At 72.8% G+C, this 25,120-nt stretch carries 25 protein-coding genes; 11 read left to right on the top strand and 14 right to left on the bottom strand.

The genetic code is table 11. The features are described 5' to 3' along the window. Nucleotide 1: 1 nt before the first annotated feature. The 4 genes from ABZV77_RS37505 to ABZV77_RS37520 all read right to left on the bottom strand — a co-directional run bounded on the left by ABZV77_RS37505 (nucleotide 2) and on the right by ABZV77_RS37520 (nucleotide 1,873). Nucleotides 2-241 (bottom strand): gas vesicle protein GvpG, encoded by a 240-nt coding sequence (locus tag ABZV77_RS37505; protein WP_356266962.1) that lies wholly within the window; start codon nucleotides 239-241, stop codon nucleotides 2-4. A 10-nt stretch (nucleotides 242-251) separates the two neighbouring features. Beyond that, nucleotides 252-992, bottom strand: coding sequence for a GvpL/GvpF family gas vesicle protein (locus ABZV77_RS37510; RefSeq protein ID WP_356266964.1), 741 nt, complete (start codon nucleotides 990-992; stop codon nucleotides 252-254). Further along, on the bottom strand, nucleotides 989-1,417 hold the full coding sequence (locus tag ABZV77_RS37515; protein WP_356266966.1) for a gas vesicle structural protein GvpA: 429 nt from the start codon (nucleotides 1,415-1,417) through the stop codon (nucleotides 989-991). Before ABZV77_RS37515 ends, ABZV77_RS37510 begins: the two co-directional genes overlap by 4 nt. Before the next feature lie 93 nt (nucleotides 1,418-1,510). Further along, complete coding sequence (locus ABZV77_RS37520; protein ID WP_356266968.1) at nucleotides 1,511-1,873, bottom strand: gas vesicle protein; 363 nt, start codon at nucleotides 1,871-1,873, stop codon at nucleotides 1,511-1,513. 308 nt (nucleotides 1,874-2,181) lie between these two features. On the opposite strand from ABZV77_RS37520, the gene ABZV77_RS37525 reads away from it, so the two are divergent. Continuing rightward, nucleotides 2,182-2,712, top strand: coding sequence for a hypothetical protein (locus ABZV77_RS37525; RefSeq protein ID WP_356266970.1), 531 nt, complete (start codon nucleotides 2,182-2,184; stop codon nucleotides 2,710-2,712). A 51-nt stretch (nucleotides 2,713-2,763) separates the two neighbouring features. Here ABZV77_RS37525 and ABZV77_RS37530 read toward each other — a convergent pair whose 3' ends face one another. Further along, nucleotides 2,764-4,617 (bottom strand): transketolase, encoded by a 1,854-nt coding sequence (locus ABZV77_RS37530; RefSeq protein ID WP_356266971.1) that lies wholly within the window; start codon nucleotides 4,615-4,617, stop codon nucleotides 2,764-2,766. Beyond that, entirely contained in the window at nucleotides 4,601-5,986 is a 1,386-nt protein-coding gene (locus ABZV77_RS37535) for an NAD(P)/FAD-dependent oxidoreductase (RefSeq protein ID WP_356266973.1), read from the bottom strand. Before ABZV77_RS37535 ends, ABZV77_RS37530 begins: the two co-directional genes overlap by 17 nt. A gap of 267 nt (nucleotides 5,987-6,253) precedes the next feature. Between ABZV77_RS37535 and ABZV77_RS37540 the strand changes: the two genes are divergently transcribed. The 5 genes from ABZV77_RS37540 to ABZV77_RS37560 all read left to right on the top strand — a co-directional run bounded on the left by ABZV77_RS37540 (nucleotide 6,254) and on the right by ABZV77_RS37560 (nucleotide 13,099). Continuing rightward, nucleotides 6,254-7,351 (top strand): enolase C-terminal domain-like protein, encoded by a 1,098-nt coding sequence (locus tag ABZV77_RS37540; protein ID WP_356266975.1) that lies wholly within the window; start codon nucleotides 6,254-6,256, stop codon nucleotides 7,349-7,351. A 220-nt stretch (nucleotides 7,352-7,571) separates the two neighbouring features. Continuing rightward, entirely contained in the window at nucleotides 7,572-8,297 is a 726-nt protein-coding gene (gene cseB, locus ABZV77_RS37545; protein ID WP_356266977.1) for a two-component system response regulator CseB, read from the top strand. Nucleotide 8,298: 1 nt separating this feature from the next. Continuing rightward, complete coding sequence (locus ABZV77_RS37550; RefSeq protein WP_356266978.1) at nucleotides 8,299-9,618, top strand: HAMP domain-containing sensor histidine kinase; 1,320 nt, start codon at nucleotides 8,299-8,301, stop codon at nucleotides 9,616-9,618. A gap of 97 nt (nucleotides 9,619-9,715) precedes the next feature. Beyond that, nucleotides 9,716-10,501 (top strand): ABC transporter ATP-binding protein, encoded by a 786-nt coding sequence (locus tag ABZV77_RS37555; protein ID WP_356266979.1) that lies wholly within the window; start codon nucleotides 9,716-9,718, stop codon nucleotides 10,499-10,501. A 66-nt stretch (nucleotides 10,502-10,567) separates the two neighbouring features. Beyond that, nucleotides 10,568-13,099 carry an FtsX-like permease family protein gene (locus tag ABZV77_RS37560; protein ID WP_356266981.1) on the top strand — a complete coding sequence of 844 codons (2,532 nt, stop codon included), beginning with the start codon at nucleotides 10,568-10,570 and terminating at the stop codon, nucleotides 13,097-13,099. A gap of 22 nt (nucleotides 13,100-13,121) precedes the next feature. On the opposite strand, the gene ABZV77_RS37565 is transcribed toward ABZV77_RS37560, so the two are convergent. Then, the gene (locus ABZV77_RS37565) at nucleotides 13,122-13,625 is read right to left on the bottom strand and encodes a phage holin family protein (protein WP_356266983.1); all 504 of its coding nucleotides are present in this window, start codon (nucleotides 13,623-13,625) and stop codon (nucleotides 13,122-13,124) included. Nucleotides 13,626-14,089: 464 nt separating this feature from the next. On the opposite strand from ABZV77_RS37565, the gene ABZV77_RS37570 reads away from it, so the two are divergent. Together ABZV77_RS37570 and ABZV77_RS37575 are read left to right on the top strand one after the other, a co-directional pair. Beyond that, nucleotides 14,090-14,446: a VOC family protein gene (locus ABZV77_RS37570; RefSeq protein WP_356266985.1), complete on the top strand. Its 357-nt coding sequence runs from the start codon at nucleotides 14,090-14,092 to the stop codon at nucleotides 14,444-14,446. A 70-nt stretch (nucleotides 14,447-14,516) separates the two neighbouring features. Then, entirely contained in the window at nucleotides 14,517-15,248 is a 732-nt protein-coding gene (locus tag ABZV77_RS37575; protein ID WP_356266986.1) for a GntR family transcriptional regulator, read from the top strand. A 25-nt stretch (nucleotides 15,249-15,273) separates the two neighbouring features. Here ABZV77_RS37575 and ABZV77_RS37580 read toward each other — a convergent pair whose 3' ends face one another. Next, the gene (locus tag ABZV77_RS37580; RefSeq protein ID WP_356266988.1) at nucleotides 15,274-15,663 is read right to left on the bottom strand and encodes a VOC family protein; all 390 of its coding nucleotides are present in this window, start codon (nucleotides 15,661-15,663) and stop codon (nucleotides 15,274-15,276) included. A gap of 240 nt (nucleotides 15,664-15,903) precedes the next feature. On the opposite strand from ABZV77_RS37580, the gene ABZV77_RS37585 reads away from it, so the two are divergent. Together ABZV77_RS37585 and ABZV77_RS37590 are read left to right on the top strand one after the other, a co-directional pair. Next, nucleotides 15,904-17,208: an amidohydrolase family protein gene (locus ABZV77_RS37585; protein WP_356266990.1), complete on the top strand. Its 1,305-nt coding sequence runs from the start codon at nucleotides 15,904-15,906 to the stop codon at nucleotides 17,206-17,208. Between the two features lie 65 nt (nucleotides 17,209-17,273). Continuing rightward, nucleotides 17,274-18,596, top strand: a complete 1,323-nt coding sequence (locus ABZV77_RS37590) for an amidohydrolase (RefSeq protein WP_356266992.1) — start codon at nucleotides 17,274-17,276, stop codon at nucleotides 18,594-18,596. A 37-nt stretch (nucleotides 18,597-18,633) separates the two neighbouring features. Here the strand turns inward: ABZV77_RS37590 and ABZV77_RS37595 are convergent, their stop codons facing one another. Together ABZV77_RS37595 and ABZV77_RS37600 are read right to left on the bottom strand one after the other, a co-directional pair. After that, on the bottom strand, nucleotides 18,634-20,607 hold the full coding sequence (locus ABZV77_RS37595; protein WP_356266994.1) for a DUF5107 domain-containing protein: 1,974 nt from the start codon (nucleotides 20,605-20,607) through the stop codon (nucleotides 18,634-18,636). Nucleotides 20,608-20,647: 40 nt separating this feature from the next. Beyond that, nucleotides 20,648-21,544: an arginase family protein gene (locus tag ABZV77_RS37600; protein ID WP_356266996.1), complete on the bottom strand. Its 897-nt coding sequence runs from the start codon at nucleotides 21,542-21,544 to the stop codon at nucleotides 20,648-20,650. 74 nt (nucleotides 21,545-21,618) lie between these two features. Here ABZV77_RS37600 and ABZV77_RS37605 point away from each other — a divergent pair, with 74 nt between their 5' ends. After that, nucleotides 21,619-21,960, top strand: coding sequence for a DUF6204 family protein (locus tag ABZV77_RS37605; RefSeq protein WP_356266997.1), 342 nt, complete (start codon nucleotides 21,619-21,621; stop codon nucleotides 21,958-21,960). Here the strand turns inward: ABZV77_RS37605 and ABZV77_RS37610 are convergent. The 4 genes from ABZV77_RS37610 to ABZV77_RS37625 form a co-directional block, all read right to left on the bottom strand. After that, a complete protein-coding gene (locus ABZV77_RS37610; protein WP_356266999.1) occupies nucleotides 21,935-22,513 on the bottom strand; it encodes a GNAT family protein in 579 nt (192 codons plus the stop codon). The genes ABZV77_RS37605 and ABZV77_RS37610 overlap by 26 nt on opposite strands. Nucleotides 22,514-22,574: 61 nt before the next feature. Then, nucleotides 22,575-22,889: a hypothetical protein gene (locus ABZV77_RS37615; RefSeq protein WP_356267001.1), complete on the bottom strand. Its 315-nt coding sequence runs from the start codon at nucleotides 22,887-22,889 to the stop codon at nucleotides 22,575-22,577. Then, nucleotides 22,886-23,131: a LapA family protein gene (locus ABZV77_RS37620; protein WP_356267003.1), complete on the bottom strand. Its 246-nt coding sequence runs from the start codon at nucleotides 23,129-23,131 to the stop codon at nucleotides 22,886-22,888. The genes ABZV77_RS37615 and ABZV77_RS37620 overlap by 4 nt, the downstream gene beginning before the upstream one ends. A gap of 120 nt (nucleotides 23,132-23,251) precedes the next feature. After that, nucleotides 23,252-25,018 (bottom strand): CocE/NonD family hydrolase, encoded by a 1,767-nt coding sequence (locus ABZV77_RS37625; RefSeq protein WP_356267005.1) that lies wholly within the window; start codon nucleotides 25,016-25,018, stop codon nucleotides 23,252-23,254. Nucleotides 25,019-25,120 lie beyond the last annotated feature (102 nt).

A 25,120-nucleotide genomic window follows, 5' to 3' on the forward strand; every position in this document is an offset into this window, starting at 1 on the left:
ATCAGAAGTCCCGTCCTGTGCTGTGCTGCAGTCGGTCGAGGAGCTCGTCCTCGCACCGTTCGAACTCGGCTTCGTCGATCTCCCCCGCCTCCAGGAGTTCCTCGAGGCGCGAGAGTTCACGACGGATCGCCGAGGGGTCGTAGTACTGCCGCTCCGCCTCGTCGACCACCTGCCTGAGCACCCAGAGGGAGCCGCGGGCAGGAGCCAGAGGCAGGAGGAGCAGTTCGCCGATCAGCCCCATGCCGTCGCCGTCACTCCGCGGGCTCGGAAGGCCCCGGGTCGACGAAGCTGTAGGGGGGCAGCGGACCGTGCACCCGCAGGTCCAAGTGCGGCTGCGTGGCCCGGAGTTCCTCGACGGCCGAGAGGAAGCCCTCGGCGGTCTTGCGGTTCACGAGGAACGAGATGTTCGCCAGCCAGCCGGTGCTCTCGGGGCCCTCGCCGACCGCTTCGGCGGCCGGTTCGAGCGCGCGTCGCACCTGGACGGCGTCGCTCGTCTCGCGGGCCCGCACGCTGGCGGTGATCATCTCGCCCACCTGCAGCTTCTGCTCGTGGGTGCCGCCGCCCTGGCGCTGGTTGGCCTCGACCATGGCGCGCAGCTCCGGGTTCTCGGCGAGAACCTGGTGCAGTACGGCCTGTTCGTGGTGGGTGGCCTTCACGTTGTACTCGACCTTGCCGTCGAGCGTACGCAGCCGCTCCTCGTAGTGTCCGGCGCGCTCTCCGAGCACGGAGACGACCGTGTCGTCGTCCGGTGCGAGGCTGCCGAAGCGCATCGGGAGCACGGCACCCGCGGCACCGGCCTCCGACAGGACGTTCTGGTGCGCGAGCAGATCACGCCGCTTGGGCTTCAGGTCCTCGGGGGCGTCGCTCACGATGGCGGCGAGGTCGCCGTTCTTCAGGACGCGCACGGGGCAGGCCGGTCGGCCGATGCCCTCCATGCCGTCCGGCAGCGCCGGATGGGAGCTGCTCGCGATGCCGTACACGTACGTGGTCACTCCTGCTCCTCCTTCCGGCGGGAGGTCGAGCGCCGGGCCCGCGGCCGCTCCTCGCTCTGCCGATCGCCCTCTTCACGGGACTGCTTGAAAGCGTCCGATATGGTCTCGGCGGCTCCGGAGAGCGCGCCCTTGGACTTGCCCTTGGCACCGGACTCCGTGATCTCGCCGACGAGGCCGGGCAGTCCGGGGTCCTTCTTCTGTCCGGTCTCCAGGTCGAGGCGGTTGCACGCCTCGGCGAACCGGAGATAGGTGTCGACGCTCGCGACGACGACACGGACATCGATCTTCAGGATCTCGATGCCGACGAGCGAAACGCGTACGAAGGCGTCGATGACGAGTCCTCGGTCGAGGATGAGCTCCACGACGTCGTACAGGCCACTGGTGCCGCCTCCGCCGCCGGACTGTTGTGCCGGGACTACGGTCATGCCGACGGTGCCTCCTTGGTCTTGTTCTGCTCTCGGGGTTCGCTGGGGGTTCCTTGCGGTCTGTCTTGCGGTCTGTCTTTCGGTCCTTCGGTCCTAATGGGCGCCGGTGCCGCGGGGCTCCGAGCGCCCGCGCTCGTAACGGCGCAGGCGGCGGTAGCCCGTGAGTTCGCCCTGCGGGTCCAACTGCACCTCGTAGCTCGCGAGGAGGCTCATCGTGTCGGGGACACGGGACAGTTCGAGGACCTCGATCTCCAACAGCCAGCCGTCTTCGGTGCGTTCGAAGGAAGACACCGATTCGGGTGTCATACCGGTCAGCTCCGCGAGCTGCTCGCGAGCGTTGCGGAGGACTGCCATGGGGCCCGGCAGCGATGCCTTCTCGCTCTCCGGCGCCTTGCTCTCGGATGTCTTTTGAGCTGATGACTTGCCGTCTGTGGTCTTACGTGGCGTATTGACCATGTTCACCTCGACGACCGAGTTACCCGATGAGCCTTGGCCAAACGTGGTCGGTCCGTGTGCGGCCGGATACCGCGACACTCGGCCGCGTAGCCCGCGCAGCTTGAGATTCAGTGGTGCGGGGTGGGGTTCGCCCTGGTCGGGAGGGTGGCTGGCACCACCCGGAAACCGGGGGCCGACGGGCGTGCCCCGAGGCGGCAGGACCGGAAGGATCGAAGTCCCACAACCGATCCCCACCCGGTTCCACAACCGATCTCCCACCCGGTCCCAAGACCGGCCCCGCCATCGATCCCGCGCCCCGGAGGCCCGCCATGACGCACCACACCGACCCGACCCGCACCACGCACGCGACGCCCGGCACCGGTCTCCCCCGCGCCCCTCGCCCCCGGCCCCGCTCCCACGAGCCGCGCCCCCTGGCGCTGCCCCTGGCCCGCATGCTCCCGGGCCCCGACGGGGCACCGGCTCCCGGCGCAGTGAAGACGGCCTTCGCGCTCTGGCTCACCGCGGCCGCCGCGGGCGTCTTCATGACGGCCGTCGGCGGCCTCCCTCTCCTGTCGCTCCTGCCGCTCCACATGGCGGTGCTCGCGGCGACGGTCCTGCTGGCGGTGCGGATGCGCCAGGGCGTGCGCTGGGCGCGCTGGGCGCTGGTCGGCGGGCTCGGGGCGACCGGCGCGCTGTCCCTGCTCGGTCCGGCGCTCAGCTCGTCGCGGTGGCCACCGGGTTTCGTCGACGTCCTGTCCGGGGTCGGCGGTGTGCTGCACCTCGCCGCCGCGCTCACGGCGACGGTGCTGATGTTCCGCCCGGCGGCCAACTCCTGGTTCCGGGCGGGGCGTTCCCACTGACCGCCGCCTCCGGGCGCCTCGCACTCAGCGGGCTCAGCGTACTCAGCCGACTCAGCGGACCACCCCCTCCTCCACCAGGAGGCGGGCCGCCGCCGCGATCGACTGCGCGTCGATGCCCGCGGCGTGCAACTGCTCCTCGGGCGACGCCGAGCCGGGCATCGTCCGCACCGCGAGCCGCACCAGCCGCGGCACGGGCCTGCCGTCGGTGAACGCATCGAGGACCGCGTCGCCGAGACCGCCCTGCTCCCGGTGGTCCTCGACGGTCATGAGGCAGCCCGTGCGTTCGGCCGCCTCGCGCAGGGTGGCGCGGTCGACGGGCTTGACGGAGTACAGGTCGACGACGCGCACCGCGATGCCCTCGCGGTCCAGTGCCGCCGCGGCGGCCAGCGCCTCGTGGACGGTGACGCCCGCGGCGACCACGGTGAGCCGGTCCTCGTCACTGGCGCGCAGCACCTTGGAGCCGCCGATGGGGAACTGTTCCTCGGGCCCGTAGATGACGGGCGCGTCCCCCCGTGACGTACGCAGGTAGCTGATCCCGTCGAGCCCGGCCATCGACGCGACGAGCTGCCCCGTCTGGTGGGCGTCGCACGGGTACAGGACCGTGGAGCCGTGCACCGCGCGGAAGAGCGCCAGGTCCTCCAGGCCCATCTGGGACGGGCCGTCCTGCCCGATCGCGACACCGGCGTGCGAGCCGACGAGGTTGATGTCGGCGCCGCTCACCGCGGCCATCCGGATGAAATCGTGGGCGCGGGTGAGGAACGCGGCGAACGTCGACGCGTACGGCACCCAGCCGCGCGCCGCCAACCCCACTGCTGCGGCGACGAGTTGCTGTTCGGCGATGTAGCACTCGAAGAACCGGTCGGGGTGCTCCTTGGCGAAGTACTCCGTCCGGGTCGAGTCGCCGACCTCGCCGTCCAGGGCCACCACGTCACCGCGTGCGGTGCCGAGCGCGGCGAGCGCCTGGCCGTAGGCGGTGCGGGTCGCGACGGCCTCACCCAGGGCGTGCCGCGGGAGTTCGAGGTGGCCGCTGCGCACGGCGTGCATGGCACGGGCGGCGGCGGGGCTGCGCACCTGCACGCGTACGTCGCGTACGCCGCCCAGTTCCTCGACGGCCGCCTCCGGGTCCGGCAGCGGCTTGCCGTGCAGGCCCTCGCGGTTCTCCACGGAGGCGACGCCCCGGCCCTTGACGGTGCGGGCGAGGACGACGGTGGGCTGCCCCACGGTGGAGCGCGCCTCCTGGCAGGCGCGGTCGACGGCGTCGACGTCGTGTCCGTCGGTCTCGACGACGTGCCAGCCGAAGGCCCTGAAGCGGTCGGCGTAGGCGCTCAACTGCCATTCGTGGCGGGTCGGTCCGCGCTGGCCGAGCCGGTTGACGTCGACGACCGCGGTGAGGTTGTCGAGGTGCTCGTACCCGGCGTGCTCCGCGGCCTCCCACACCGATCCTTCCGCCAGCTCGCTGTCGCCGCACAGCACCCAGACGCGGAAGGGGATCCGATCGAGCCGCTTGCCGGACAGGGCCATGCCGACGCCGACGGGCAGCCCCTGCCCCAGCGAGCCGGTGGCGACCTCGACCCAGGGCAGGGCACGGGGTGTGGGGTGCCCTTCGAGACGGCTGCCCCGCCCCCGGAAGGTGAGCAGCTCATGGTCGGTGAGCGCCCCCGCCGCTTTGTACGCGGCGTAGAGGAGCGGTGAGGCGTGGCCCTTGGAGAGGATGAACCGGTCGTTGCCGGGGTGGTCGGGCCGGTCGAAGTCGTAGTGCAGATGGCGCCCGATGAGCACCGCCATCAGATCGGCCGCGGACATGGACGAGGTCGGGTGGCCGGATCCCGCGGCGGCCGCGGCCCGCACCGAATCGACCCGCAACTGCCGTGCGACGGCTTCGAGTTGGTCACTGTTGTTCGTCATCGGGCTCCTCCTTGGGTGGCGAATGGCCGGGGGCTTGCGGGTGACGGTCGTTGTCGTGGGCGTCCGGGCGCGGCAGGCGGGCCAGTTCGGGGGACGCCGACTCCAAAGGCACCGACCACGAACGGACCAGGCCCAACTGGACCGCCTGGCGCGGGAGTACGGAGTCCAGGAGCCAGTCCGCGGCGACGCGGACACGGTTTCCCGGCAGGGCCGCGAGGTGGCAGCCGCGGGTGACGGCTCCGGCGAGCGGGCCCGACAGCGGCACGCCGAACGGGTTGGCGGCGGCCTGGGCGCCGCCGAGGTCGACGGTGAAGCCCAGGTCGCGGTGGCGGTAGGCGCGGCGCGTGCCGATGCCGAGGGACGCGGCGACGTTGCGCCCGGCCGTCGCGCCCTGCCGCCAGGCGTGCTGCGCGGTCATCGGGGTGACCTCGCCGGGCCTGGTCAGGTCGGGCACGGCCGCCGCGTCGCCGCACGCGAACACCTCGGGGTGGCCCGGCACTTGGAGGCAGGTGTCGACGCACAGGCGCCCCTTCTGCAGGGGCCGTCCGAGTCCGGCGACGAGCGGATCGGGACGTACGCCGACGCACCAGACGAGCGTGCGCGTGTCGACGGCGTCTCCGTCGTCCAGGAGCACCCCGACCGATGTGGCCTCCTTGACGGAGGTCCGGGTGCGGACGTCCACACCGCGCCGCCTCAGGACGCGCTCGGCGGTGACCGAAAGACGCCGGTCGAGTTCGGGGAGCACGCGGCCCGCGATGTCCAGCAGCAGCCAGCGGGGCCGTATGCCCTGTCGCAGCGGCTGCTTGCGGACCAGCGCGTCGGTGAACAGGCTTCCGTGGGCGGCGAGTTCCACCCCGGTGTAGCCCGCGCCGACGACTACGAACGTGCAGCGGGCCCGGCATGTCTCCGGGTCCGGTGCCGCGGCGGCGAGCTCTGTCTGGCGGGTGATGTGGTCGCGCAGGTACAGCGCCTCGGGCATGCCGCGGAAGCCGTGTGCGTGCTCGGCGACGCCCGGCACGGGCAGCAGCTTGTTGACACTGCCCACGCTGAGGACGAGCCGGTCGTACGGCAGCTCGCCGCGTCCCCCTTCGGGGTCGGTGTACGTCACCCGGTGCCGCTCCAGGTCGACTCCGTCGGCCTCACCGAGCGCGAGGCGCACGTGGGGCAGCGTGCCGGAGAGGGAGACGGTGACCCGGCGGGGCTCCAGGACACCGGTGGCGACGTGGGGCAGGAGCGGCAGGTAGAGGAAGTAGTCGGTCGGGTTGAGCAGGGTGATGTCGGCCCTGTCACGGGCCAGCCGGGACAGGGTGCGGGCGGTGCGGTAACCGGCGAAGCCGGCTCCGACGACGACGATGCGGGATCGGCTCACAGTGCTCCTCCGGCGGGTCGAAAGGGGTCGAATCCGGCGGGGTCGTGACCCCCCGCGTGCCCCTGCGCGGCGGACGCCAAACCCCGGTCCGGACCGCCTCACTCCCCTGTGCTGGGCGCGAATACCACGCCGGAGGGACGCCGCGCGACCGCCGTTTGCGCCCGCCTCCCGGGGTTACCCGCAGCCGTATCCGCCCCGCCCCGCCCGCCCTTCCCGGTGACGGCTCGCGCCGTCGGCTCCCGACGGGCACGACTGAGGAACGGTCCGATGAAGCAGGAAGTCCCCATCGAACGACCCGCCGTCTCCGCGTACACGGTGCCCGCGGACGCGCCGGAGGCCGACGGCACCCTGTCCTGGGACACCACGACCATCGTCGTCGTCGAGATCACGGCGGGCGACGCGACGGGGACCGGCTGGACCTACGCCCCCGCGTCCGTGGCCACCCTGGCGGACGAGCTGCTCACCCCCGTGGTCCAGGGCCTCGACGCCTTCGACATCCCCGCCGCGCACGACGAGATGACGAAGGCGGTCCGCAACACCGGCCGGGCCGGTGCCGCCGGGTGCGCGATCTCGGCGGTCGACATCGCGCTGTGGGACCTGAAGGCGCGCCTCCTGGAGCTGCCTCTCGTACGCCTCCTCGGGGCGGCCCGCGACGAGGTTCCCGTCTACGGGAGCGGCGGCTTCACGACGTACCACGACACGCATCTGGCGGCGCAGCTCAACGGCTGGGTGCACGGCCAGCGCATACCGCGCGTCAAGATAAAGGTCGGGGAGGGCTGGGGCCGGGCGGCCGCCCGCGACGTGTCCCGGGTCCGCACCGCGCGGGACGTCATCGGCCCGCAGGCCGAGCTGTACGTCGACGCGAACGGCGGCTACACGCGCAAGCAGGCGGTGCGGGTGGGCCGGGTGCTCGCCGAGCACGGCGTGGGCTGGTTCGAGGAGCCGGTGTCGTCGGCCGACCTGCGGGGGCTCGCGCTGGTCAGGGACGCGCTGGTGTGTGACGTGACGGCGGGAGAGTACGGGTACGACCTCCCGTACTTCGCCCGCATGATCCCCTCCGTGGACTGCCTCCAGGTGGACGCGACGCGCTGCGGCGGTCTCACGGAGTGGCTGCGTGCCGCGGCCCTCGCGCAGTCGCACGGCCTGGAGGTCTCGGCGCACGGCGCGCCGCACGCGCATGCCGCGGTCGCCGCGTGCGTGTCGAACCTGCGGCACGTCGAGTGGTACCACGATCACGTGCGGATCGAGTCGATGTTCTTCGACGGGGCGCTCGACCCGACCGGGGGCGTGATCCGCCCGGACGGCGGCATCGGGCACGGTCTGCAGCTGCGGACGGGGGAGGTCGAGGAGTTCCGGGTCGTGTGATGCGCGGTTGAGCATCGGTTGATACGTGGCTGCGGCCGGGCTGCTGTATCGATGACTCGGGGTCGGGCGCGGCTCGGGCGCGGGCTCGGGCGGTTCGACGTGCCATGTCTCGCATATGGTTCGAACGGGACACCGGCGGGATCAGCAGTGCCGCCCCGACCTCCTCGTCCGCACCTTCCGCTCCATCGAGTCGTCGAGCCGTTCGAAAGGCCCCTCCCTCATGTCGTCCAGTCCGCCGCCCGAAAACGCCGAGCGCATTCTGCTGGTGGAGGACGACGACCTGATGCGTCGCTCCTTCGGTACGGCCCTGGAGCGGTACGGCTATCGGGTGCGGACCGCGGGCGACGGCCTGGCAGGGCTGGAGCACTTCCGGGAGCAGGACTTCGACCTGCTGATCCTCGACGTGATGCTGCCCGGCCTCGACGGCATCGGACTGTGCCGCAAGGTGCGCGAGACCAGCCTCGTACCCGTGCTGATGATGTCCGCGCGCGGCGACGGACTGGATGTGGTCGCCGGGCTGGAGGCCGGGGCCGACGACTACGTCGTCAAGCCCGTCGACACCTACGTCCTGGTCGCACGGATCCGTTCGCTGCTGCGCCGCGCGACCTACCCGCGGCCCACGGACGGCCAGGGGACGGAGCAGACGCCGCAGTCCGGGCCCGGTGTCGTGGAGTTCGGGGAGCTGCGCATCGACATGGGCGGCATGGTGGTGACCGTCAGGGATGCGCCGGTCGCCCTGACACCCACCGAGCTGAAGGTGCTGCTTGAATTCGCGGCCGAGCCTGGGATCGTCCTCGACCGGCATGCGCTGCTGCGCAATGTGTGGGACTACGGCTGGGACGCCGACACCCGCGTCGTCGACCTGTGCGTCCAGCGGCTGCGCAGGAAGATCGGGCGGGACCGGATCGAGACGGTCCGCGGCTTCGGCTACAAGCTCAGGCGCTGACGTGGCACGGACTGACGCGGGACGGACCGACGCGGGGCGGACCGACGCGACACAGGCTGACGCGGCGCAGCACGACACCCGCCCGTTCCGGTCCGACCGGGGCGGAGTGCCGGTGCGGTGGAAGATCGCGGCACTGGCGGCGGCCAGCGCCGGTCTCGTCGCCGCCACCGTGGGCGTCATGGTGCACGTCTGGACCCGGTGGGACATCAACGCCCGCGCCGAGGCCGAGGCGCTCAACAGCCTCTACTCGGCGGTGGACACCTACCGGCGCGGCGGCGTCCTGGCCGACGGCGTCCAGATCGATCCGGCGGATCTGCCCACCGCGCTGCGCGAACCGTCCGACGGCGCACGGCACACCGCCGACGACCGGCGGGTGGACGGTAGCGTCGGCCCCTCGATGTGGGCGGCCCAGCGGGTCGGCGGCCCGGGCAGCAAGGTCCTTGCCTACCAGGTGAACATGGGCCCCCGGCTGCACGACCTCCGGCGCCTCGACATGAGTATGACGGTCGCCTCCCTGGTGGCCCTGGCCGTGGTGACACCGCTCGCGGTCCTCGGCTCCGGCGTCCTGGGGCGCAGGCTGCACCGTGTGTCGCAGACCGCGGGCCGGATCTCCGCCGGGGACCTGGACGCCCGTACGGGTCCCACCGGGGGGCGCGACGAGATCTCCGGCATCGCCGCCGCCGTCGATGCCATGGCGGACAGCCTGGGGCGGCAGTTGCACTCCGAGCGGCGGTTCACCGCGGACGTCGCGCACGAGCTGCGGACCCCGGTCGGCGGTCTGCTGGCCGCCGCCGATCTGCTGCCGCCCGGCGAGACCGAGGATCTGCTGCGGGCCCGGATCCGCGATCTGCGCGACCTGGTCGAGGACCTGCTGGAGGTCTCCCGGCTCGACGCGGGCGCGGAACAGGCGTCCCGGGCCCCCGTCCCCCTCGCCGCGGTGGTGCGGGAGGCGGTCGCGCGCACGGGACTGTCCACCGAGGTCGTCACGACGGCCGAGCCCGTGGTGCGGACCGATCCGCGGCGGCTCGAACGGATCGTCGGCAATCTCGTCGTCAACGCGCACCGGCACGGCCGTGCGCCCGTCGAGGTCACCGTCGCCGAGCACAGCGTCGCCGTCCGCGACCACGGCCCCGGCTTCCCCGCCGACCTGCTGCGGGAGGGGCCGCGCCGCTTCCGCACCGGTGCGCAGGAGCGCGGCGGCGGCCACGGTCTTGGCCTGACCATCGCCCTGGGCCAGGCCCGCGTACTCGGCGCCGAGCTGCGGCTGAGCGACGCCGAGGGCGGCGGAGCCGTCGCCGTGCTGCACCTGCCGCGGAACTGATACGCCACGGCGCGGGCGCGGATCAGCCGCTGATACACCGCTCACGGAGCCTTCGACGTGCACGCCACGCACGCCACGCACCGAGCAGGAGTCCTCCATGACCGCCGTCCAAGCCCAAGCCCACGCCCACGCCCACGCCCGCGGCCACGTCGCCGCGGCCACCAGCGATCTGCACAAGATCTACGGCAGCGGCGAGGCCCGTGTCAGCGCCCTCGACGGGGTCGACATCGCGTTCCGGCAGGGCGAGTTCACCGCGATCATGGGCCCGTCCGGCAGCGGCAAGTCGACCCTGATGCACTGCGTGGCGGGCCTGGACTCGTTCACGTCCGGGTCCGTGCGCATCGGGACCACGGAGCTGGACCGGCTCGACGACCGGCAGCTGACCGAGCTGCGCCGGGACCGCATCGGCTTCGTCTTCCAGGCGTTCCATCTGCTGCCCACACTGACCGCCCTGGAGAACATCACGCTGCCCCTGACCATCGCCGGGCGCCGCCCGGACCGGCAGTGGCTGGACCATGTGATCGCCATGGTCGGCCTGACCGGGCGGCTGCACCACCGCCCGGCCGAACTCTCCGGCGGGCAGCAGCAGCGCGTCGCCGTCGCCCGCGCGCTCGCGGCCCGGCCTGCGATCGTCTTCGCCGACGAGCCGACCGGCAACCTCGACTCGCGGACCGGGGCGGAGATCCTCGGTTTCCTGCGCGACTCGGTGCGCGACCTCGGCCAGACCGTCGTCATGGTCACCCACGACCCCGTCGCCGCCGGATATGCGGACCGTGTCGTCTTCCTCGCCGACGGGCGGATCGTCGACGAGATGGTGCGGCCCGGCGCGGAGCGTGTCCTTGAGCGCATGAAGGACTTCGACCCGCGCGCAGTTACCGGCTGACGCGGCACCGCCGCACACCCCCCTCCCACCCCCCAAAAGACCCACCTGCCTCAGGATCCGTTTCCCATGTTCCGTACCGCACTGCGCAACGTCCTCGCGCACAAGGCGCGTCTGCTGATGACCGCCCTCGCCGTCGTCCTCGGTGTCGCGTTCGCCGCCGGGAGTCTCGTCTTCAGCCAGACCCGGTCCGGCGCCGCCGCCGAGCATGCCGCGGCGGGCTACGACCGCATCGCCGTCAACGTCGGCGTCGACGCCGTGCCGGGCGGCGGGGCGGCGACCGGCCTCGACGAGCGGCTCGTGTCCCGGCTCGCCCAAGTCCCGGGAGTCGCACACGCCGCGGGCCGCGTCGACGGCTCCGCCGCCGTGGCCGACCGCGAAGGACGGCTGCTCGGCGACGGCAGCTCCCACCGCGGCAGCAACTACGCCCCGGGCCCGGACGGCACCGACGCCGCCTACCGCTTCACCGCGGGCCACGGCCCGGCCCACGACGACGAGATCGCCCTCGACGCGGCCACCGCGGCGCAGGGCGGCCACCGCGTGGGCGACCGCGTGCGCATCGGCACCGGGCAGTCCGCCGCGACGTACCGGCTCAGCGGCGTCTTCGCCTCCGACGGGCACCGCCTGACCGACGGCGGCACCCTCACCCTGTTCACGACACGGGCCGCCCAGCGCCTCTACGCCGCACCCGGACACGTACAGAGCATCGAGCTGACCGCGAAGAGCGGCACCGCCGCGCCCGAACTCGCCGACCGCATCGGCCCGTTGCTGCCCAAGGGAGCCAGCGCGGCGACCGGTGCCATGCTCGGCCGCATCCAGGCGAACCTCGCCTCCGGCGACCAGGACACCATGGGTCAGATCCTGCTGGGATTCTCGCTGGTGGCGCTGTTCGTGGCCGCCTTCCTCATCTCCAACACGTTCACGATGCTGATCGGACGCCGCACCCGCGAACTGGCCCTGCTGCGACTGCTCGGCGCCTCCGGGCGGCAGGTGCGCCGCATCCTGCTCGCCGAGTCCGTCCTGGTCGGCGCCGCCTCCTCGGTGCTCGGCCTGGCCGTCGGCACCGGCGTCGCCGCCGTGCTGAACCAGGCCCTCGGTACGGCAGGCACCCCGGCGGGCCCGCTCGTCCTGTCGCCCGCCACCCTGCTCGGCACCCTCCTGCTCGGCACCGCGCTCACGGTCGTCGCCGCGTGGCTGCCCGCCCGCCGGGCCATGGCCATCGCGCCCGTCACGGCGCTCACCAGCAGCGAGACCCCGGCGCCCGCCATCGCCCGCTCCCGGCGCACCGCCGTGGGCGCCGTGCTGACCGCGGTCGGCGTCCTGGTCGTGGTGTACGGGGCGGTGGGCGCGGGCAGCGACGCGCGCACCGCCATCGGGGTGGGCACCCTGTCCGCCGTGGTCGGTGTGCTCGGGCTGATCCCGCTGCTTGCGCGGCCGTTCGTGGCGCTGCTGCGCCCGCTGCTGCTGCGGCTCAGCCCGGTGCAGGGCGTCCTCGCCACCCGCAACACGACCCGCGATCCGCGTCGTACGGGCGCCACTGCCGCCGCGCTCACCATCGCGCTGGCGCTCGCCTCCGGCCTGTCCGTCCTCGGCGCCTCCGCCAGCCACTACCTGGAGCGGGCCACCACGCATGACTTCACCGCGGACTACCTGGTCAAGCCAGCGGTCGACAGCGCGCGGCTGACCGCCGCCAACACGAAGGCCGCGGCCACGACGCCCGGCACGACGGTCAGCGGTCTCGACCAGTCCACCGGCTATCAACTCGGCGGCCGCCCGGCCGTGTTGACCGGCGTCGACCCCGCCGCCGTGGGACGGCTGATGCGCTACGACCTGGTCAGCGGGTCGCTCGACTCGCTCACCCGAGGGCAGATCGCGGTCGCCGACTACAAGGCGGAGGAGGCGGGCTGGCACGTCGGCCAGCGCCTGTCCGTGCGCCGGGGCGAGACGAGCGGCCGGGTCACCATCGGAGCCGTCTACCGCGCCGACCCGCAGAGCAACCTGCTCCCCAGCATCACGGCGGCCGACTCCCTCATCGCCCGCTACGACAAGGCTCCGAACACGCACCTCGTCCTGGTCGCCGCCGACGGTGGCGCGAGCCCGGCCACGTACCGCGCACTCACCCACGCACTCGGCGACGACCCGGCCCTCACCGTCCTCGACCGGCCCGCCGTCCAGGCCGAGTACAGCGGCGGCATCGGCGACCAGCTCGACGTCTTCTACGCCCTGCTCACCGTGGCGGCCCTGATCGCCGGGCTCGGCGTCGCCAACACCCTGGCGCTCTCGGTCCTGGAACGGCAGAAGGAGATCGGCATCCTGCGCGCCGTCGGCCTCGACCGCGGCCAGGTCACCCGCATGATCCGCTGGGAGGCGCTCATCGTCGGCGCGTTCGGCGCGGTCCTCGGCACCGTGCTCGGCGTCTTCCTGGGCTGGGCACTCGGCCGCACGCTCCAGGACACCGTCGCCGGGTACACGCTCGTGCTGCCCTGGGGACGCCTGGCCTGCGGCATCGCCGTCGCCATGGCGGTCGCGCTCCTCGCCTCGCTGTGGCCCGCCCACAAGGCGGCCCGCGTCGCCGTCACCACCGCGACGGCCGCCGCCTGAACCCGTCGCCTATTGCCGCCTCCTACCGACCGCGGCCAGGGACGTCGGCGCGGCCCGTCGGAGGCGCGGTGGGCGGCATGGGCGGCACCTCGGGCGCGGCGAGTCCGCCCGGCGGGGCGACGGGGGCTGCGGGAGTGGGAGGAGTGGCGGGAGTGGCGGGGGCGGTCAGGCCGCTGCCGCCCGGCTCGGGCAGTGCCCCGGCGCCGGGCGTCGTCCCGGTGTCCCGCCCGTGACCCTGCTGGGCCGCGTTGCGCAGCAGCAGCGCCGCCGCGCCGAGCAGGGCGGCCACGATGAGGGCCGCGGCCCAGCCGGGCAGGCCGAGGGCGATGGCCAGGCCGACGGCTACCGCGGCCGCGGCGCCCGCGTAGAGGGCGGCGGCGCCGGACGCCGCGTAGAGCGTGGCCTTGCGCCGCTGCTTCCTGGTCTGCTCGCGGAGCTCTTCGCGCAGTTCGGCGCGGATCGTCCGCACCAGTTCGTCGGTCAGGCCCTTGTCGAGGCCGGACAGTGGATTCTCTGGACCAGTCATGGCGCCCGGGTACCCGGCGCACCAGCGGCTTAACGGAGAACACCCCGCGTGCGTCCCCACCCCACAGGGTGACGCAGGACACACCATGACCTGTTGTCCCCTAGGGTAGGCGGGGCGTGATCGTCCGGATTCGCACCCGGGAAGCACCATCGGAAAGACGGAGGTATCCATGTCCTCGAAGCGACGCCGTAAGAAGAAGGCCCGCCGCAAGAACGGCGCGAACCACGGCAGCCGTCCCCAGTCCTGACTGAGGGCGGCAGCACAGCGAACGGAGGGCGGCACCGCACGGTGCCGCCCTCCGACGTGCTTCCGGCGTGCTTCCGACGCGCTTGGGGCGTACGGGAGTTGGCGGATCTTCTCTCCGGAGGCGGTGGCGGGCGGACGGGCAATCATGAAATCGTTGCGGAGCCGGTGCCGGGTCAGAGAGGCCGGTGGCAGGTCGAAGAGGTGAGGGCGTTCCAATCATGGAGATCCTGGGAACCACGCTGCGGATCTGCGTCGAGGACCTGGAGTCCTCGGTCGCGTTCTACGAAAGGCTCGCGGGCGGCAAGGCCATGCGCTTCGAGCGCGGCGGCGTCTCCGTCGCGGCGATCGGCTGCTTCCTGCTGATGAGCGGCCCGGAGGCGGAGATCGAGGTGCTCCGCAAGGTCTCGGCGACCATCGCGGTGAAGGACGTCGACGAGGCGTACATGGTCCTGAACGCGTCCGGTGCGCGGGTCATCGCGGGCCCGGTCCCCACCCCCGCGGGCCGCAACCTCATCGCGATGCACCCGGACGGCTCCGTGTTCGAGTACGTGGACCGCCGCGTCACCGAAGGCTGACCCGTATCCTCCACGGCGGGGCAGGCGTCCCGCCGGGCCGCGGGCCCGGGCCGAGCGGAGGACGGTGCACGTGGCGGGCAGTACGGCGAGTGGCGCGACCGGCACCCCGGCGACCGGCGCCCCGGCTGCGGGCGGCGCCGAACGGACGTCGCTGAGCGCCCAGGCCCGCGAGGCCGTCCGGCAGCGCATCGTCGACCGGCGCTACGCCCTCGGCGCGCGGCTGGTGGAGCGCGAGGTCGCCGAGGAGCTGCGGATGTCCCGCGTCCCCGTCCGCGAGGCCCTGCGCTCACTGGTCGCCGAAGGCCTGCTCGAACTCCTGCCGCACAGCGGTGTGCGGGTGCGCCGCCTGGAGCCCGACGACGTACGGCATCTGTACGAGGTGTGGGAGCCGCTCGCCGTCCAGGCGTCCCGGCTCTCGGCCCGCCGGGTGGCGCGCTGCGCACCGGAGGAGCCGCCTGGGCTCGCCGCGCTCCGCGCCACTCTCGGCCACGCCGAGCGGGCGTCGGACGCGGACGACGGGGCGCGCGAGGTCGCCGCCCACACCGCGTTCCACGAGGGCATCGTCGCCCTGTCCGGCAACCCGCTGCTCGCCCGCACGATGGAGCAGCTGAGCTGGCAGTTGCAGCTCCTGTTCGGCATCCGCGCCGAGCCGGACCACATGCGGGCCCAGCACCGGCTCATCTACCGGCAGATCGCGGCGGGCGACGAGGACACGGCAGCGGCGAGCACGCTGCTCCACGTGCGGGACAGCCAGGCGGTCGCGCTGCGGTCGCTCTTCGAGGCGGGCGGCGATTCCGGCTGACCGGCCCGCGGCCCGCGGCCCGCCGTCAGGCGGTGGTGGCGACCTTCCACAGATGGCCGTCCGGGTCGCTGAAGTATCCGAAGTAGCCGCCCCACTCCGTGGCGGCCGGTTCCTTCACCACGGTGCCACCGGCGGCCCGCGCCGCCTCCACGGTCTCGTCCACCTCGCCCCGGGAGTCGGTGAGGTGGTGGAGCGAGACGCCGCGGAAACCGGACCCCTCAGCGGGGACGCCCGCGTCACGCGCGGCGGCCTCCCATTCGTACAGCGCCAGCATCGAGGACCCCGGTCCCAGGCTGCACCGGACGAATCCGGGATAGTCCTGGTCGACCTCGCAGCCCAGGCCGTCGACATAGAACTTCTTGGCGCGTTCCAGGTCCTCGACGCCGAGCATGACGGCGCTCACCTGCAGTGACATGGCGGTCTCCTCGCTGTCCCCGTTGCGGCGGATGCCCGTCACGCTATAGCGGCCCTGATCCCCTCGCCTCCTGAGCCCTCAGGCCGGTTGTATACCAGGAACATCGCACCCCTTGGGGTATTCGGTACTTGCCTCGCAATTCATCCCGCACCTTCACTCCACCCTTGCCGCCGCTCAGACCCTTGGTATACAAACTGGCGGACGCGTCCCCTCCGCTCCCCCCTCCCCTGGAGTCGCCCGATGTGCGTTGAGAACACCCCGCCGCCCCCTTCCCGGCTCACCCGGCGCGGGATCCTCGCGGGTGCGGCGGCGCTCGCGGGCACCACGGCGGCGCTCTCGGCCTCCGTACCGCCCGCCGCTGCCGCTGCCGCTACGCCCGCCGCGTCGGCCCCCGCCACGGACGCGGGCAGGCACACCCGCGGCGACCTGGTCATCGACGGCGGCACCCTGCTCGACCCCGCGACCGGCGAGGTCACCGAGGACGCCGTGGTCGTCATCGTCGGCGGGGTCGTCCGCGCCGCCGGGGCCCGCGGCAGGACCCATGTGCCGGAGGGCGCCAAGGTGGTGGACGCGCACGGCAAGTGGGTCATGCCCGGCCTCGTCGAGGCGCACATCCACCTGAACACCGCCGCCGAGGCGCGGGACGCCGTGCTCAAGGGCGCGACCACCGCCCGCAGCGGCTCGACCAACTTCTACCAGGACATCGCCGTAAGGGAGTTGGCGCGCCGGGCCCCGCACCTGGCTCCCCGGCTGCGCGCCGCGGGCATCTTCGTCACACCCGACCTCGGCGACACGGTCCTCGCCGACCCCGACCTCACCCCGCTCGCCACGCTGCGCGACGGGGTGCGCTCGCCCGAGGCGCTGCGCCGCGTCGTCGAGGTGAACCTGGCCCGCGGCGCCGATGTCATCAAGACCCGTGTCAACGAACGCGCCGGGCTCCCCGAGCAGGATCCGCTGGCCCAGGTGTACGACCGCGAGCAGCTCTCCGCCGTCGTCGCGGCCGCCAAGCGCGGCGGCAAGGGCGTGCTGTGCCACAGCTACAGCGAGAAGGGGTGCCACGACGCCGTCATGGCGGGCGTGCGCTCGCTGGAGCACGGGGCGTTCGTCGGCGAGCACACACTGCGCGAAATGCGGCGCAGGGGAACGTACTTCACACCGACCCTCACCGCCATCGCCGGGCTCGCCGAGTCCTCCGACCCGGTGCTCGCCGAGCGCGGCCGCACCTATCTGCCGGTGCTCGAACGCGCGGTGCTCGCCGCCCACGAGCTGGGCGTGCCGCTCGCGGCCGGTACGGACTCCTCCGGCGGCGAGGTGGACCCCATCGGCCGCGAGGTGGAGCTGATGCGCAAGGCGGGGCTCTCCGCCCTCGACGCAATCCGCACGGCGACCACGGGCGCGGCGCGCCTGCTGGGCCTCGAAGACCGGGTGGGACGGCTTGCGCGCGGCTTCGCGGGCGACGCGCTGCTCCTGGACGGCGACCCGCTGTCGGACGTCACGGTCCTCAAGAAGCCCGCGCGCGTGATCCGTTCGGGCTTCGCGCTCTGACGGCGATTCCCCTCCCCTGTCGCTCTGCCCTCTGCCCTCTGCCCGCACGCCCCGAAGGAGTCCCCATGACACCCCTGTCCCGCCGCGGCATGCTCGCCGGTGCCGCCGCCCTGGCCGGTACCGGAGCCGCGCTGTCGTCCGGCAGCACGGCCGCGGCCGCCGACGCGCGCGAGTCCGGTGACGCTCGCGAGTCCGGTGACCGCGACCACGGGAAGGCCGTCGTCTTCCGCAATGTGCGCCCGCTCGGCGCGCGGACGCCCGTGGACCTCACGGTGGTCGACGGCCGGATCTCCGACCGGCCCGCCCCCAAGGGCGCCAAGGTCGTCGAGGGCGGCGGCCGGGCCGCGCTGCCCTCCCTCGTGGACGCGCACATCCACCCCGACAAGACGACGTGGGGCGGCTCCTGGGTGACGCGGAAGCCCGCGAGCGGCATCGCGGACTACGTCGCCCAGGACGTGGAGCTGTTCAAGAGCCAGCAGCGTCCGGTCGGGGAGCGGGCGTACGGCCTGATGGCGCACGCCGTGACCCGGGGCACCCGTGCGATGCGGGCCCACGCCGATGTCGCACCGGCCTACGACCTGGCGGGCCTCGAAGGCGTCGCGCATGCGCGGGACCGGCTGCGGCACGCGCTCGACGTGCAGATCGTGGCGTTCCCGCAGCACGGCGTGGTCCGCGCGCCCGGCACGGCGGAACTCCTGGAGGAGGCCGCCCGCTCCGGCCTCGTCGACTTCATCGGCGGCATCGACCCGATCAGCTTCGACCACGCGATGGACGAGCAGCTCGACCTCGTCTTCGGCCTCGCGGACCGGCACGGAGTGGGTGTGGACATCCACCTGCACGACCGGGACGAGAAGGGCACGAAGGTCCTGCGTGCCATCATCGACCGCACCCGCGCGCTGTCCCTGCACGGCAAGGTGACGGTCAGTCACGTCTTCTGCCTGCCGAACCTGTCCGACGGCGAGCTGGGCACGATGGCGGCCGACCTGGGCGAGCTCGACATCTCCCTGACGACGGTGGCGCCGAACGAGTCGCTGGTCCTGCCGATCGCGAAGCTGAACGAGCACGGGGTGCGCGTCGGGCTCGGCTCCGACGGCGTGCGGGACGCGTGGAGCCCGTTCGGCAACGCGGACATGCTGCACCGCACGCACATCCTCGGCTGGGTCACCGACGTCCGCCTCGACGAGGAGCTGACGGACTGCTACCGCGTGGGTGCCCACGGCGGCGCGGACGTCATGGGCCTGAAGCACGCGGACTTCACCCCGGGCGCCCCGGCCGACTTCATCCTCGTACGCGGTGAGGGCGTCCCGCAGGCGATCGTGGACATGCCGCAGCGGGACATGGTGGTGCACGGCGGCCGGGTGGTGGCCCGCGACGGCGAACTGGTCTGACGCGAGACCACCCGGGCGATACCGCCGCGCCGGAGCCCTATCCCTCCGCCGGACGCATCCGGAAGTCGTAGCGCGCCGGTATCGCCTCGCCCGTCGCCGCCGTCCACAGGTCGCCCAGCGTCTCCGCTCCCTCGCGGAGGTCCGACGCCTCGAAGCCGGACTCGAAGACGGCTCGGACTCCGGCCATGTCGCCCTCCGCGTAGAGGAGTTGGGCTTCGAGGAGACGGAAGCGGCCCTCGGCGCGGGTGGCTTCGCGCAGGCGGTCCCAGACCGAGCGTGCCGCCTCCGTGCGGTCGGCGGCGAGCAGTTCGGTGACGGCCTCCCTGCCGAGCGCCGCGGTGGCGGCGGTCCACGCGGACCCGTCGTCGCGGCGCTCCTGGCACAGGTCGTCGAAGGCCTCCGCGTACCGGTCGGCGGCCCGCTCCGTGTTGCCCTCGGCGTGGTCGGCGACGGCGAGGCAGCGCAGCAACGGCCAGCGGGAGGGGGCCAGTTCGAGTCCGCGCTCCCAGCTGCGCACGGCCTGCGCCCGGTCGCCCGCGTGCCATTGGGCGATGCCCAGGTGGTACTCGGCGAGCGGGCGCGCGGGCGCCGTCTCCAGCATGTCCCGCCAGTGCGGCGCGACCGGCGTCGGTCCGGGCGGCACGACCTTGCGCGGCTCGGGGACGACGCCCGTGTGCAGCAGCTCCAGCCACGGCGCCTGGTCGGGCCCGAGCGTCGACTCGGCGAAGGGCGTCCCCGGCAGCTTGTACTCGGCGCGCAGGACTTCGAGCGCACCCCATCCAGAGCCGGTGGCGAGCACCTCGCCGGGCTCGGCGTCGGCGCAGGTCAGCCACGCCTCGTAGGCCGTGTCGACCGCCTCGCGGGGCAGCGCGTCGGCGAGCCGCGCCGCTACCTCGCCGCGGGCGTCCGCCCATTCCCCGTGCACGCGCTCCGGTGCCGCGGACAGCGGTCCGTACGACTCAAGCCAGCTGAACTCGGTCTCGGCATCGAGGCGTACGTGTTCCAGCTGGGTGCGGGCGAGGCCCGACTGGATCTCCGCATAGCCGCCCGTGCCGGGTTCGGTGAGCCACTCCTGCCAGCGTCGGCCGCCGGTCCCCGTCCCCCAGAGGAAGAGCTTGCGGCCGCGCGGCAGGTCGGTGGAGGTCTGGACGAGTCCGTGCCCTTCGTCGTCGAGCGCGGCGATCCAGCGCCGCTCACCGTCCGGCACGTCGTAGAAGTAGTCGGCGGGGTACTCGCTGCGTTGCGGATACGTCCGGTCGGCGCCCTCGAACTCCGGCACCGGGACCTTGCGCAGCGCGCCCGTGTACGCGAAGTGCCAGGCCTCGTCGGCCGGGGCGAGCACTCTGCGCTCGTCGGGCACGGCGATGTTCGACCACCAGTAGACGGGGGCGGGCTTCTCGTGCGGGTTGCGGATCCGGACGCCGACGTGCAGGAAGTCGGAGTCCTCGGGCAGCCACAGGTCCACCTGGAAGGGCAGGTCGCGCAGCCGCTCCCACTCCCACAGGCGCAGCATCTCGCCGCCGTCGGGCGCCCGCACGCGCGCCGCGTGCACGGGGGCGCAGGACAGGGTGGTGTGGCCGGTGGCGCCGATGTTCCACTCGATGCCGCCGGAGAACCAGGCGCCGTTGAGCGCGAAGGCGGCGGGCTGCAGCACCGGGTTGCGGTACAGCAGTTCACGCCCGGTGGGTTTGTGCAGGAGGGAGTGGACGCGGCCACCGTATCCGGGCAGGACGGTGGCGCGCAGCCGGGCGTTCTCGACGACGAGCACGTCGAGCGCCGTCTCGGTCCGCTCGCGTCCGTATGCGTCGAGGACCCGGGTGGGCAGCGGTGAACGCAGCGGTTCGTACCCGAGCTGCCGCGCCATGTCGCGCGGCAGCCCTTCCTTGGCGCGCTCGTCCAGGGTGTGCACGTTCCGCAGCGGCAGCAGTGGCGGCAGCGGATTCTCGGGCCCCGGCGCGGCAGCGGGCAGTGTCAGTACGTCGCGTCGCACGGTCGTCTTCACGATCACCATGGAACACGGTCGGCGGGTCGTGGACCAGAGCCCGCCCAGGTCAGGATTGTGCAAAAGCCTCCACGATCACATCGGTGAGGAGGTCGCCCGCCTTGCCGTCCGGGTCGAGGTCGGGGTCGTAGATGGTGACGTTGAGGCCGACGCAGCGCGGTGAGCGCACGAACGGCCGGAGCAGTTCGAGGAGTTCCTCGGCGAACAGGCCGCCGGGGTCGGGGCTGTCGACGGCGGGCATCACCGAGGGGTCGAGGACGTCGGCGTCCAGGTGCACCCAGAAGCCGTCGAGTTCGGGCTCCTCCAGGGTCTGGGCGACGGCGCGCGCGATGTTCTCGGCGCCCCACTTCCGCAGCTCCCCGACGGTGGCATTGGTGATCTTCAGGGTGGTGAACTCCGCGCGGTCCTCGTCCCCGTCCCTGAGGCCGAAGATGCAGACGTCCTCGTCGCGCATGTAGGGCCGCAGCCCTTCGAGGTCGGTGAGGTCCCGCTGACCGCGGCCCGTCGCGATGGCGAGCTCCTCGCCGCCCGCGGCGCCGATCCGGTCGGAGTTGCCCGGGTGCCGGAAGTCGGCGGAGCCGTCGATGGACGCGAGGCCGTAGCGCCCGATCCGGCGCAGGGCGAGCGCGGCACCCAGCTGGATCGAGCAGTCGCCGCCGAGCACGACGACGAAGTCCTCGCCGCGCACGTGGTGCTCGATGCGGTCGGCGAGCGTACGGGTGTAAGAGGCGATGGCGGCCGCGTTGAAGACGCCGTCGCCCTCCTGCCAGTCACCGCGGTCGTACCGGGGTGGCACCACCACGCCGCCCTCGAAGGCGCCGAGGCGCCGCAGGATGCCCCGCTCCCGCAGCGCTCCGGCCAGCTTGTAGCAGCCGGGCACGGTGCCGGGGGCGGGCGGGCGCAGGCCCAGGTTGGAGGGTGCGTCGACGAGCACGATATTCCGCATGCCGCCCATCCTCGGCGACGTACGCTGGCCCTTTCAACACTGCCGGTGTCGTCGAACGGGAGAGCGGGGCGGAGATGGGTACGCAGCACACCTACCGGGTGATCGTCCGGGGCAGGTGGGACGCGCTGACGGACGCTTCGCGGACCGCTCTGCTCGCGGACGTCGAGGAACACGGCCTGGCGAACATGCAGTTCACACCGGAGGGCACCCTCACCTACGACCGTGCGCTCCAGCACTTCTCGTACCGCTTCGTGGTCCTCTCGGACGCCGGGGACGGCGAGGAGATGGCGGAGGCGCTCGCGGAGGAGAAGGCCGAAAACATCCTCAAGGACGTGGGGCACGGCTTCCGCGATCTGCGGTCCAAGGCGACGGACATGGACACCATGAAGATCAACCGGAAGCCGTCGCGCCGCTGACCGTCCGCCCCGCCCGCGCCATGTCGGCGGTGATCGCCCAGCGTTCGTGGTCGCGCCAGGCCCCGTCGATGAAGAGGAAGTCCGGCGAGAAGCCCTCAAGGCGGAAGCCCGCGCGGCGGACCAGTGCGATCGAGGGTGCGTTGCCCGGCTGAATGTTGGATTCCAGGCGGTGCAGGCCGAGCTCCTCGAAGGCGTGCGTCATGAGGAGCCCGAGCCCCTCGCTCATCAGACCGCGCCCGGCGGCGTGCGCGAAGGCGCCGTAGCCGAGGGCTCCGCAGCGGAAGGCGCCCTGGACGATGTTGTTGATGTTGATGAATCCGGCGACGCCACCGCCGTCCCTCTCGTACACGAGGTACCCCGCTTTGCCCGGGTCCGCGATGAGCCCCTCCGCGTACGCGCGGAAGGTGTCGTCGGTGCGCGGCGGGAAGAGCCAGGGCCGGTGCAGCTCCCGGCTCTGGCTCGCACGTGCGGTGAACTCGGCGCCGTCCGCGAGGGTGAGGTGACGTATGCCCACGCGAGGGCCTTCGGCGAGCGGGATGAGACGTTCGGGCATCCCGCCACGCTAGCCGCAGGAGTGGGGTGCGGGAGAGGCCCGGGGGTTCAAAGACAGGCTCTTAGGTCCGGGGGCACTGTTCGCCGGTCTTCACCGCGCCGATGGTGATGGCCTCGCCTTCGAGGCGTTGCCCCGGCGCCGGGGACTGGGTGCACACCTTCCAGTTGGCGGGCCACAGGACGTGCCGCCGGAAGCCGCTGAGGTCGTGGACGTCGACCTGGGTGCGGAAGCCGACGGCGGAGTAGACGCCGGTCAGCGTCTTGCCCCGGAAGTCCGGCACCGGGGGCCCGGCAGCGGCGGCCGTGGTGACCGCAAGGAGTGTGGCCGCGGCCGCGCCGCCCGCCACCGCGCAGGCCCGCGCGAGCCGCGCCCTCACCTGCGCCTGCGCATGAAGTAGGCCCCGCACAGGGCGCCGATCAGCGCCGTGCCGAGCAGCGCCATCCACAGGGGGACGGTCACCTCGGGGATGAGCAGGCGGATCTTGGTGCTGCGGGTGTTCTCGAAGATGAAGACGAGAGTGAGGACGACGACCGCGGCGACGGCCACCCTGCCGGGCGTCATCAGCCCGCCGCCCGAGCCGCCGCCCTGGGAGCCGCCCGTTGAGGTGTTGGGGCTCATGCTGTGGACCCTTCCGTCGGAGGTACACCGGCCTCCCCCGCTCCCCAGCATGGGCAGCCGGGGAGCGGAGCGCGCGGTGGAGGTGTCTCCGGGGTGGGTCGGTGAGCCGTACGGGTGACGTCAGGGGCCGACCACCGGCAGGTCGAGCACGCCGGTGTCCTCGGGGGCGCTGGTCACGGTGACGGGCTTGACGCCCTTGTTCCCGCCGTACGCCCCGTCGCTCGCCGCCACCACGAACTGCAACCGGTGGCCCTTCTCGTACCGGTGCACGATGCCGGGCAGCGACACCTTGAACGGCTTGGTGACGTCCGGCACCCGTACCGGCGAGACGAGACGGTGGACGAGGGTCTTCTTGCCGTCGGGCGCGACGTCGTACAGCTTGGCGAAGAGGACGAGTTTGTCGGCGGCGTCTCCGGAATGCTGCACGCGCTCGGTCTTCGGCGAGATCACCTTCAGGGTCACCCGGGGCGCGCCGACGACGTCCACCGCGTCGGCGAAGGGCTCGGTCGTCCAGTCGAGATAGGTGCCCCTGGTGTCGTGCGGCGCCGGGTCGGGCAGCCCGATCATCCCGGCGAGCGAGGACTCGGAGTGGCTGGTGGGGATGAGCCAGTTGCGGTATTCGCGGCTGCCGCGGGCGACCTTCTTGCGGTTGTCGACGAGCTTGCCGTCGCCGGACAGGTAGAGCTTGCGGCTGAGCGCGGGGAGCTCGGCGGCGGTCGCGTAGGTGCTGTCCGGGTCGCCGATCCAGTCGCGGCGGTAGGCGAAGGCGGGCCCGGTGTCGACGCCCTTCTTCTGGTGGAGGTAGCGGTCGAACCAGGCGAGGATCCGCTTGCCGACGTACGACGTCTCCAGGTTGCCCTCGTCCAGGTTGAGCTCGCCGGACGCCGGGTCGGTCAGGCCGCCGCTGTGTCCCCAGGACTGCCAGATCATCTTGGCGGTGGTGCCCTGCTTCTTGAGCGTCTTGTACGTCGCCTCGGCCTCGTTGAGGTTGAAGAGGCTGTCGGCCTGCCCCTGTACGAGGAGCGTCGGCGCCTTCACCTTGTCGAGGTAGGAGACCGGGGAGACGCCCCGCGCGAACTTCTGCAGCGCCTCGGTCCTGTCCGCCGGGTAGCGGCCCGAGTTGAGGGTGCGGATCGTGTCGCAGGCCTTGGTGACGAAGTGCAGGCAGCCCAGGCGGTTGATGCGGGAGGGGTCCAGGCTGGGGACGAGCAGGGGCTGGCCCTCGCCGATGAGGTAGAAGCCGTTCATCCACTGCCACTTGGCGGCGCCGGGGACGCTGCGGTCGGCCGCGTTGTTCGGGTCGAGGGAGTACGCCAGGTCGTTCCAGGTGATCATCGGGACGAGCGCGTCGACGCGGTGGTCCACGGCGGCCGTCGCCATCTGGACGGCACCGCCGTACGATCCGCCGATCATGCCGACGCGCGGGTCGCCCTCGCCGTCGGCGGTGACGTAGTCGATCCGCGTGCCGTCGTCGGCGGCCCGCTTGCCGCCGAGGAAGTCGATGAGCCCGGCGGCGGCCCTGCCGTCGATCTCCGGGTCGTCCAGCGAGATCAGGCACCCGGACTTGCCGAAGCCGAGGCCGGAGTAGGCGAGCGAGACGTAGCCGCGCTCGGCGAAGGCCTTCCCGGTCGCGGCGGTCCCGTCGGACTTGCTGCCGCCGAACCCGTTCGTGGTGACCACGGCCGGGGCGGGATGCGCGGCGTCCACGCCCGCGGGCCGGTACAGGTCCGCGTCGACCGTGCAGCTCCTGCCGCCCGCCTGGACGGTGAACTTCAGCGCGGTGACGGTGTACTGGCCCGTCGCGCTCGCCGGGGCCGGGGCGGTGAGCGCGAGCGGCGCGGCGAGCGCCGCCGCGGTGGCGAGGGTCAGGGCACGGCGACGGGACAAGGGGACCTCCACGCTGAGGACGGCCGACGACTGACCGGCGACTACTGGCCGGTAAGTACCGGCCGGAGTCATGTTGTGACACGTGTCATGTAGAGGTCAACG

It is taken from the genome of Streptomyces sp. NPDC004732 (assembly GCF_040609235.1).
Classification (GTDB): domain Bacteria; phylum Actinomycetota; class Actinomycetes; order Streptomycetales; family Streptomycetaceae; genus Streptomyces.

Excerpts from the sequence above, each read along its gene's own strand:
- ABZV77_RS37505 (WP_356266962.1), bottom strand. The coding sequence starts at position 241 with ATGGGGCTGATCGGCGAACTGCTCCTCCTGCCTCTGGCTCCTGCCCGC.
- ABZV77_RS37515 (WP_356266966.1), bottom strand. The coding sequence starts at position 1,417 with ATGACCGTAGTCCCGGCACAACAGTCCGGCGGCGGAGGCGGCACCAGT.
- ABZV77_RS37520 (WP_356266968.1), bottom strand. The coding sequence starts at position 1,873 with ATGGTCAATACGCCACGTAAGACCACAGACGGCAAGTCATCAGCTCAA.
- ABZV77_RS37525 (WP_356266970.1), top strand. The coding sequence starts at position 2,182 with ATGACGCACCACACCGACCCGACCCGCACCACGCACGCGACGCCCGGC.
- ABZV77_RS37530 (WP_356266971.1), bottom strand. The coding sequence starts at position 4,617 with ATGACGAACAACAGTGACCAACTCGAAGCCGTCGCACGGCAGTTGCGG.
- ABZV77_RS37540 (WP_356266975.1), top strand. The coding sequence starts at position 6,254 with ATGAAGCAGGAAGTCCCCATCGAACGACCCGCCGTCTCCGCGTACACG.
- cseB (WP_356266977.1), top strand. The coding sequence starts at position 7,572 with ATGTCGTCCAGTCCGCCGCCCGAAAACGCCGAGCGCATTCTGCTGGTG.
- ABZV77_RS37555 (WP_356266979.1), top strand. The coding sequence starts at position 9,716 with ATGACCGCCGTCCAAGCCCAAGCCCACGCCCACGCCCACGCCCGCGGC.
- ABZV77_RS37560 (WP_356266981.1), top strand. The coding sequence starts at position 10,568 with ATGTTCCGTACCGCACTGCGCAACGTCCTCGCGCACAAGGCGCGTCTG.
- ABZV77_RS37565 (WP_356266983.1), bottom strand. The coding sequence starts at position 13,625 with ATGACTGGTCCAGAGAATCCACTGTCCGGCCTCGACAAGGGCCTGACC.
- ABZV77_RS37570 (WP_356266985.1), top strand. The coding sequence starts at position 14,090 with ATGGAGATCCTGGGAACCACGCTGCGGATCTGCGTCGAGGACCTGGAG.
- ABZV77_RS37580 (WP_356266988.1), bottom strand. The coding sequence starts at position 15,663 with ATGTCACTGCAGGTGAGCGCCGTCATGCTCGGCGTCGAGGACCTGGAA.
- ABZV77_RS37585 (WP_356266990.1), top strand. The coding sequence starts at position 15,904 with ATGTGCGTTGAGAACACCCCGCCGCCCCCTTCCCGGCTCACCCGGCGC.
- ABZV77_RS37590 (WP_356266992.1), top strand. The coding sequence starts at position 17,274 with ATGACACCCCTGTCCCGCCGCGGCATGCTCGCCGGTGCCGCCGCCCTG.
- ABZV77_RS37595 (WP_356266994.1), bottom strand. The coding sequence starts at position 20,607 with ATGGTGATCGTGAAGACGACCGTGCGACGCGACGTACTGACACTGCCC.
- ABZV77_RS37600 (WP_356266996.1), bottom strand. The coding sequence starts at position 21,544 with ATGCGGAATATCGTGCTCGTCGACGCACCCTCCAACCTGGGCCTGCGC.
- ABZV77_RS37605 (WP_356266997.1), top strand. The coding sequence starts at position 21,619 with ATGGGTACGCAGCACACCTACCGGGTGATCGTCCGGGGCAGGTGGGAC.
- ABZV77_RS37610 (WP_356266999.1), bottom strand. The coding sequence starts at position 22,513 with ATGCCCGAACGTCTCATCCCGCTCGCCGAAGGCCCTCGCGTGGGCATA.
- ABZV77_RS37620 (WP_356267003.1), bottom strand. The coding sequence starts at position 23,131 with ATGAGCCCCAACACCTCAACGGGCGGCTCCCAGGGCGGCGGCTCGGGC.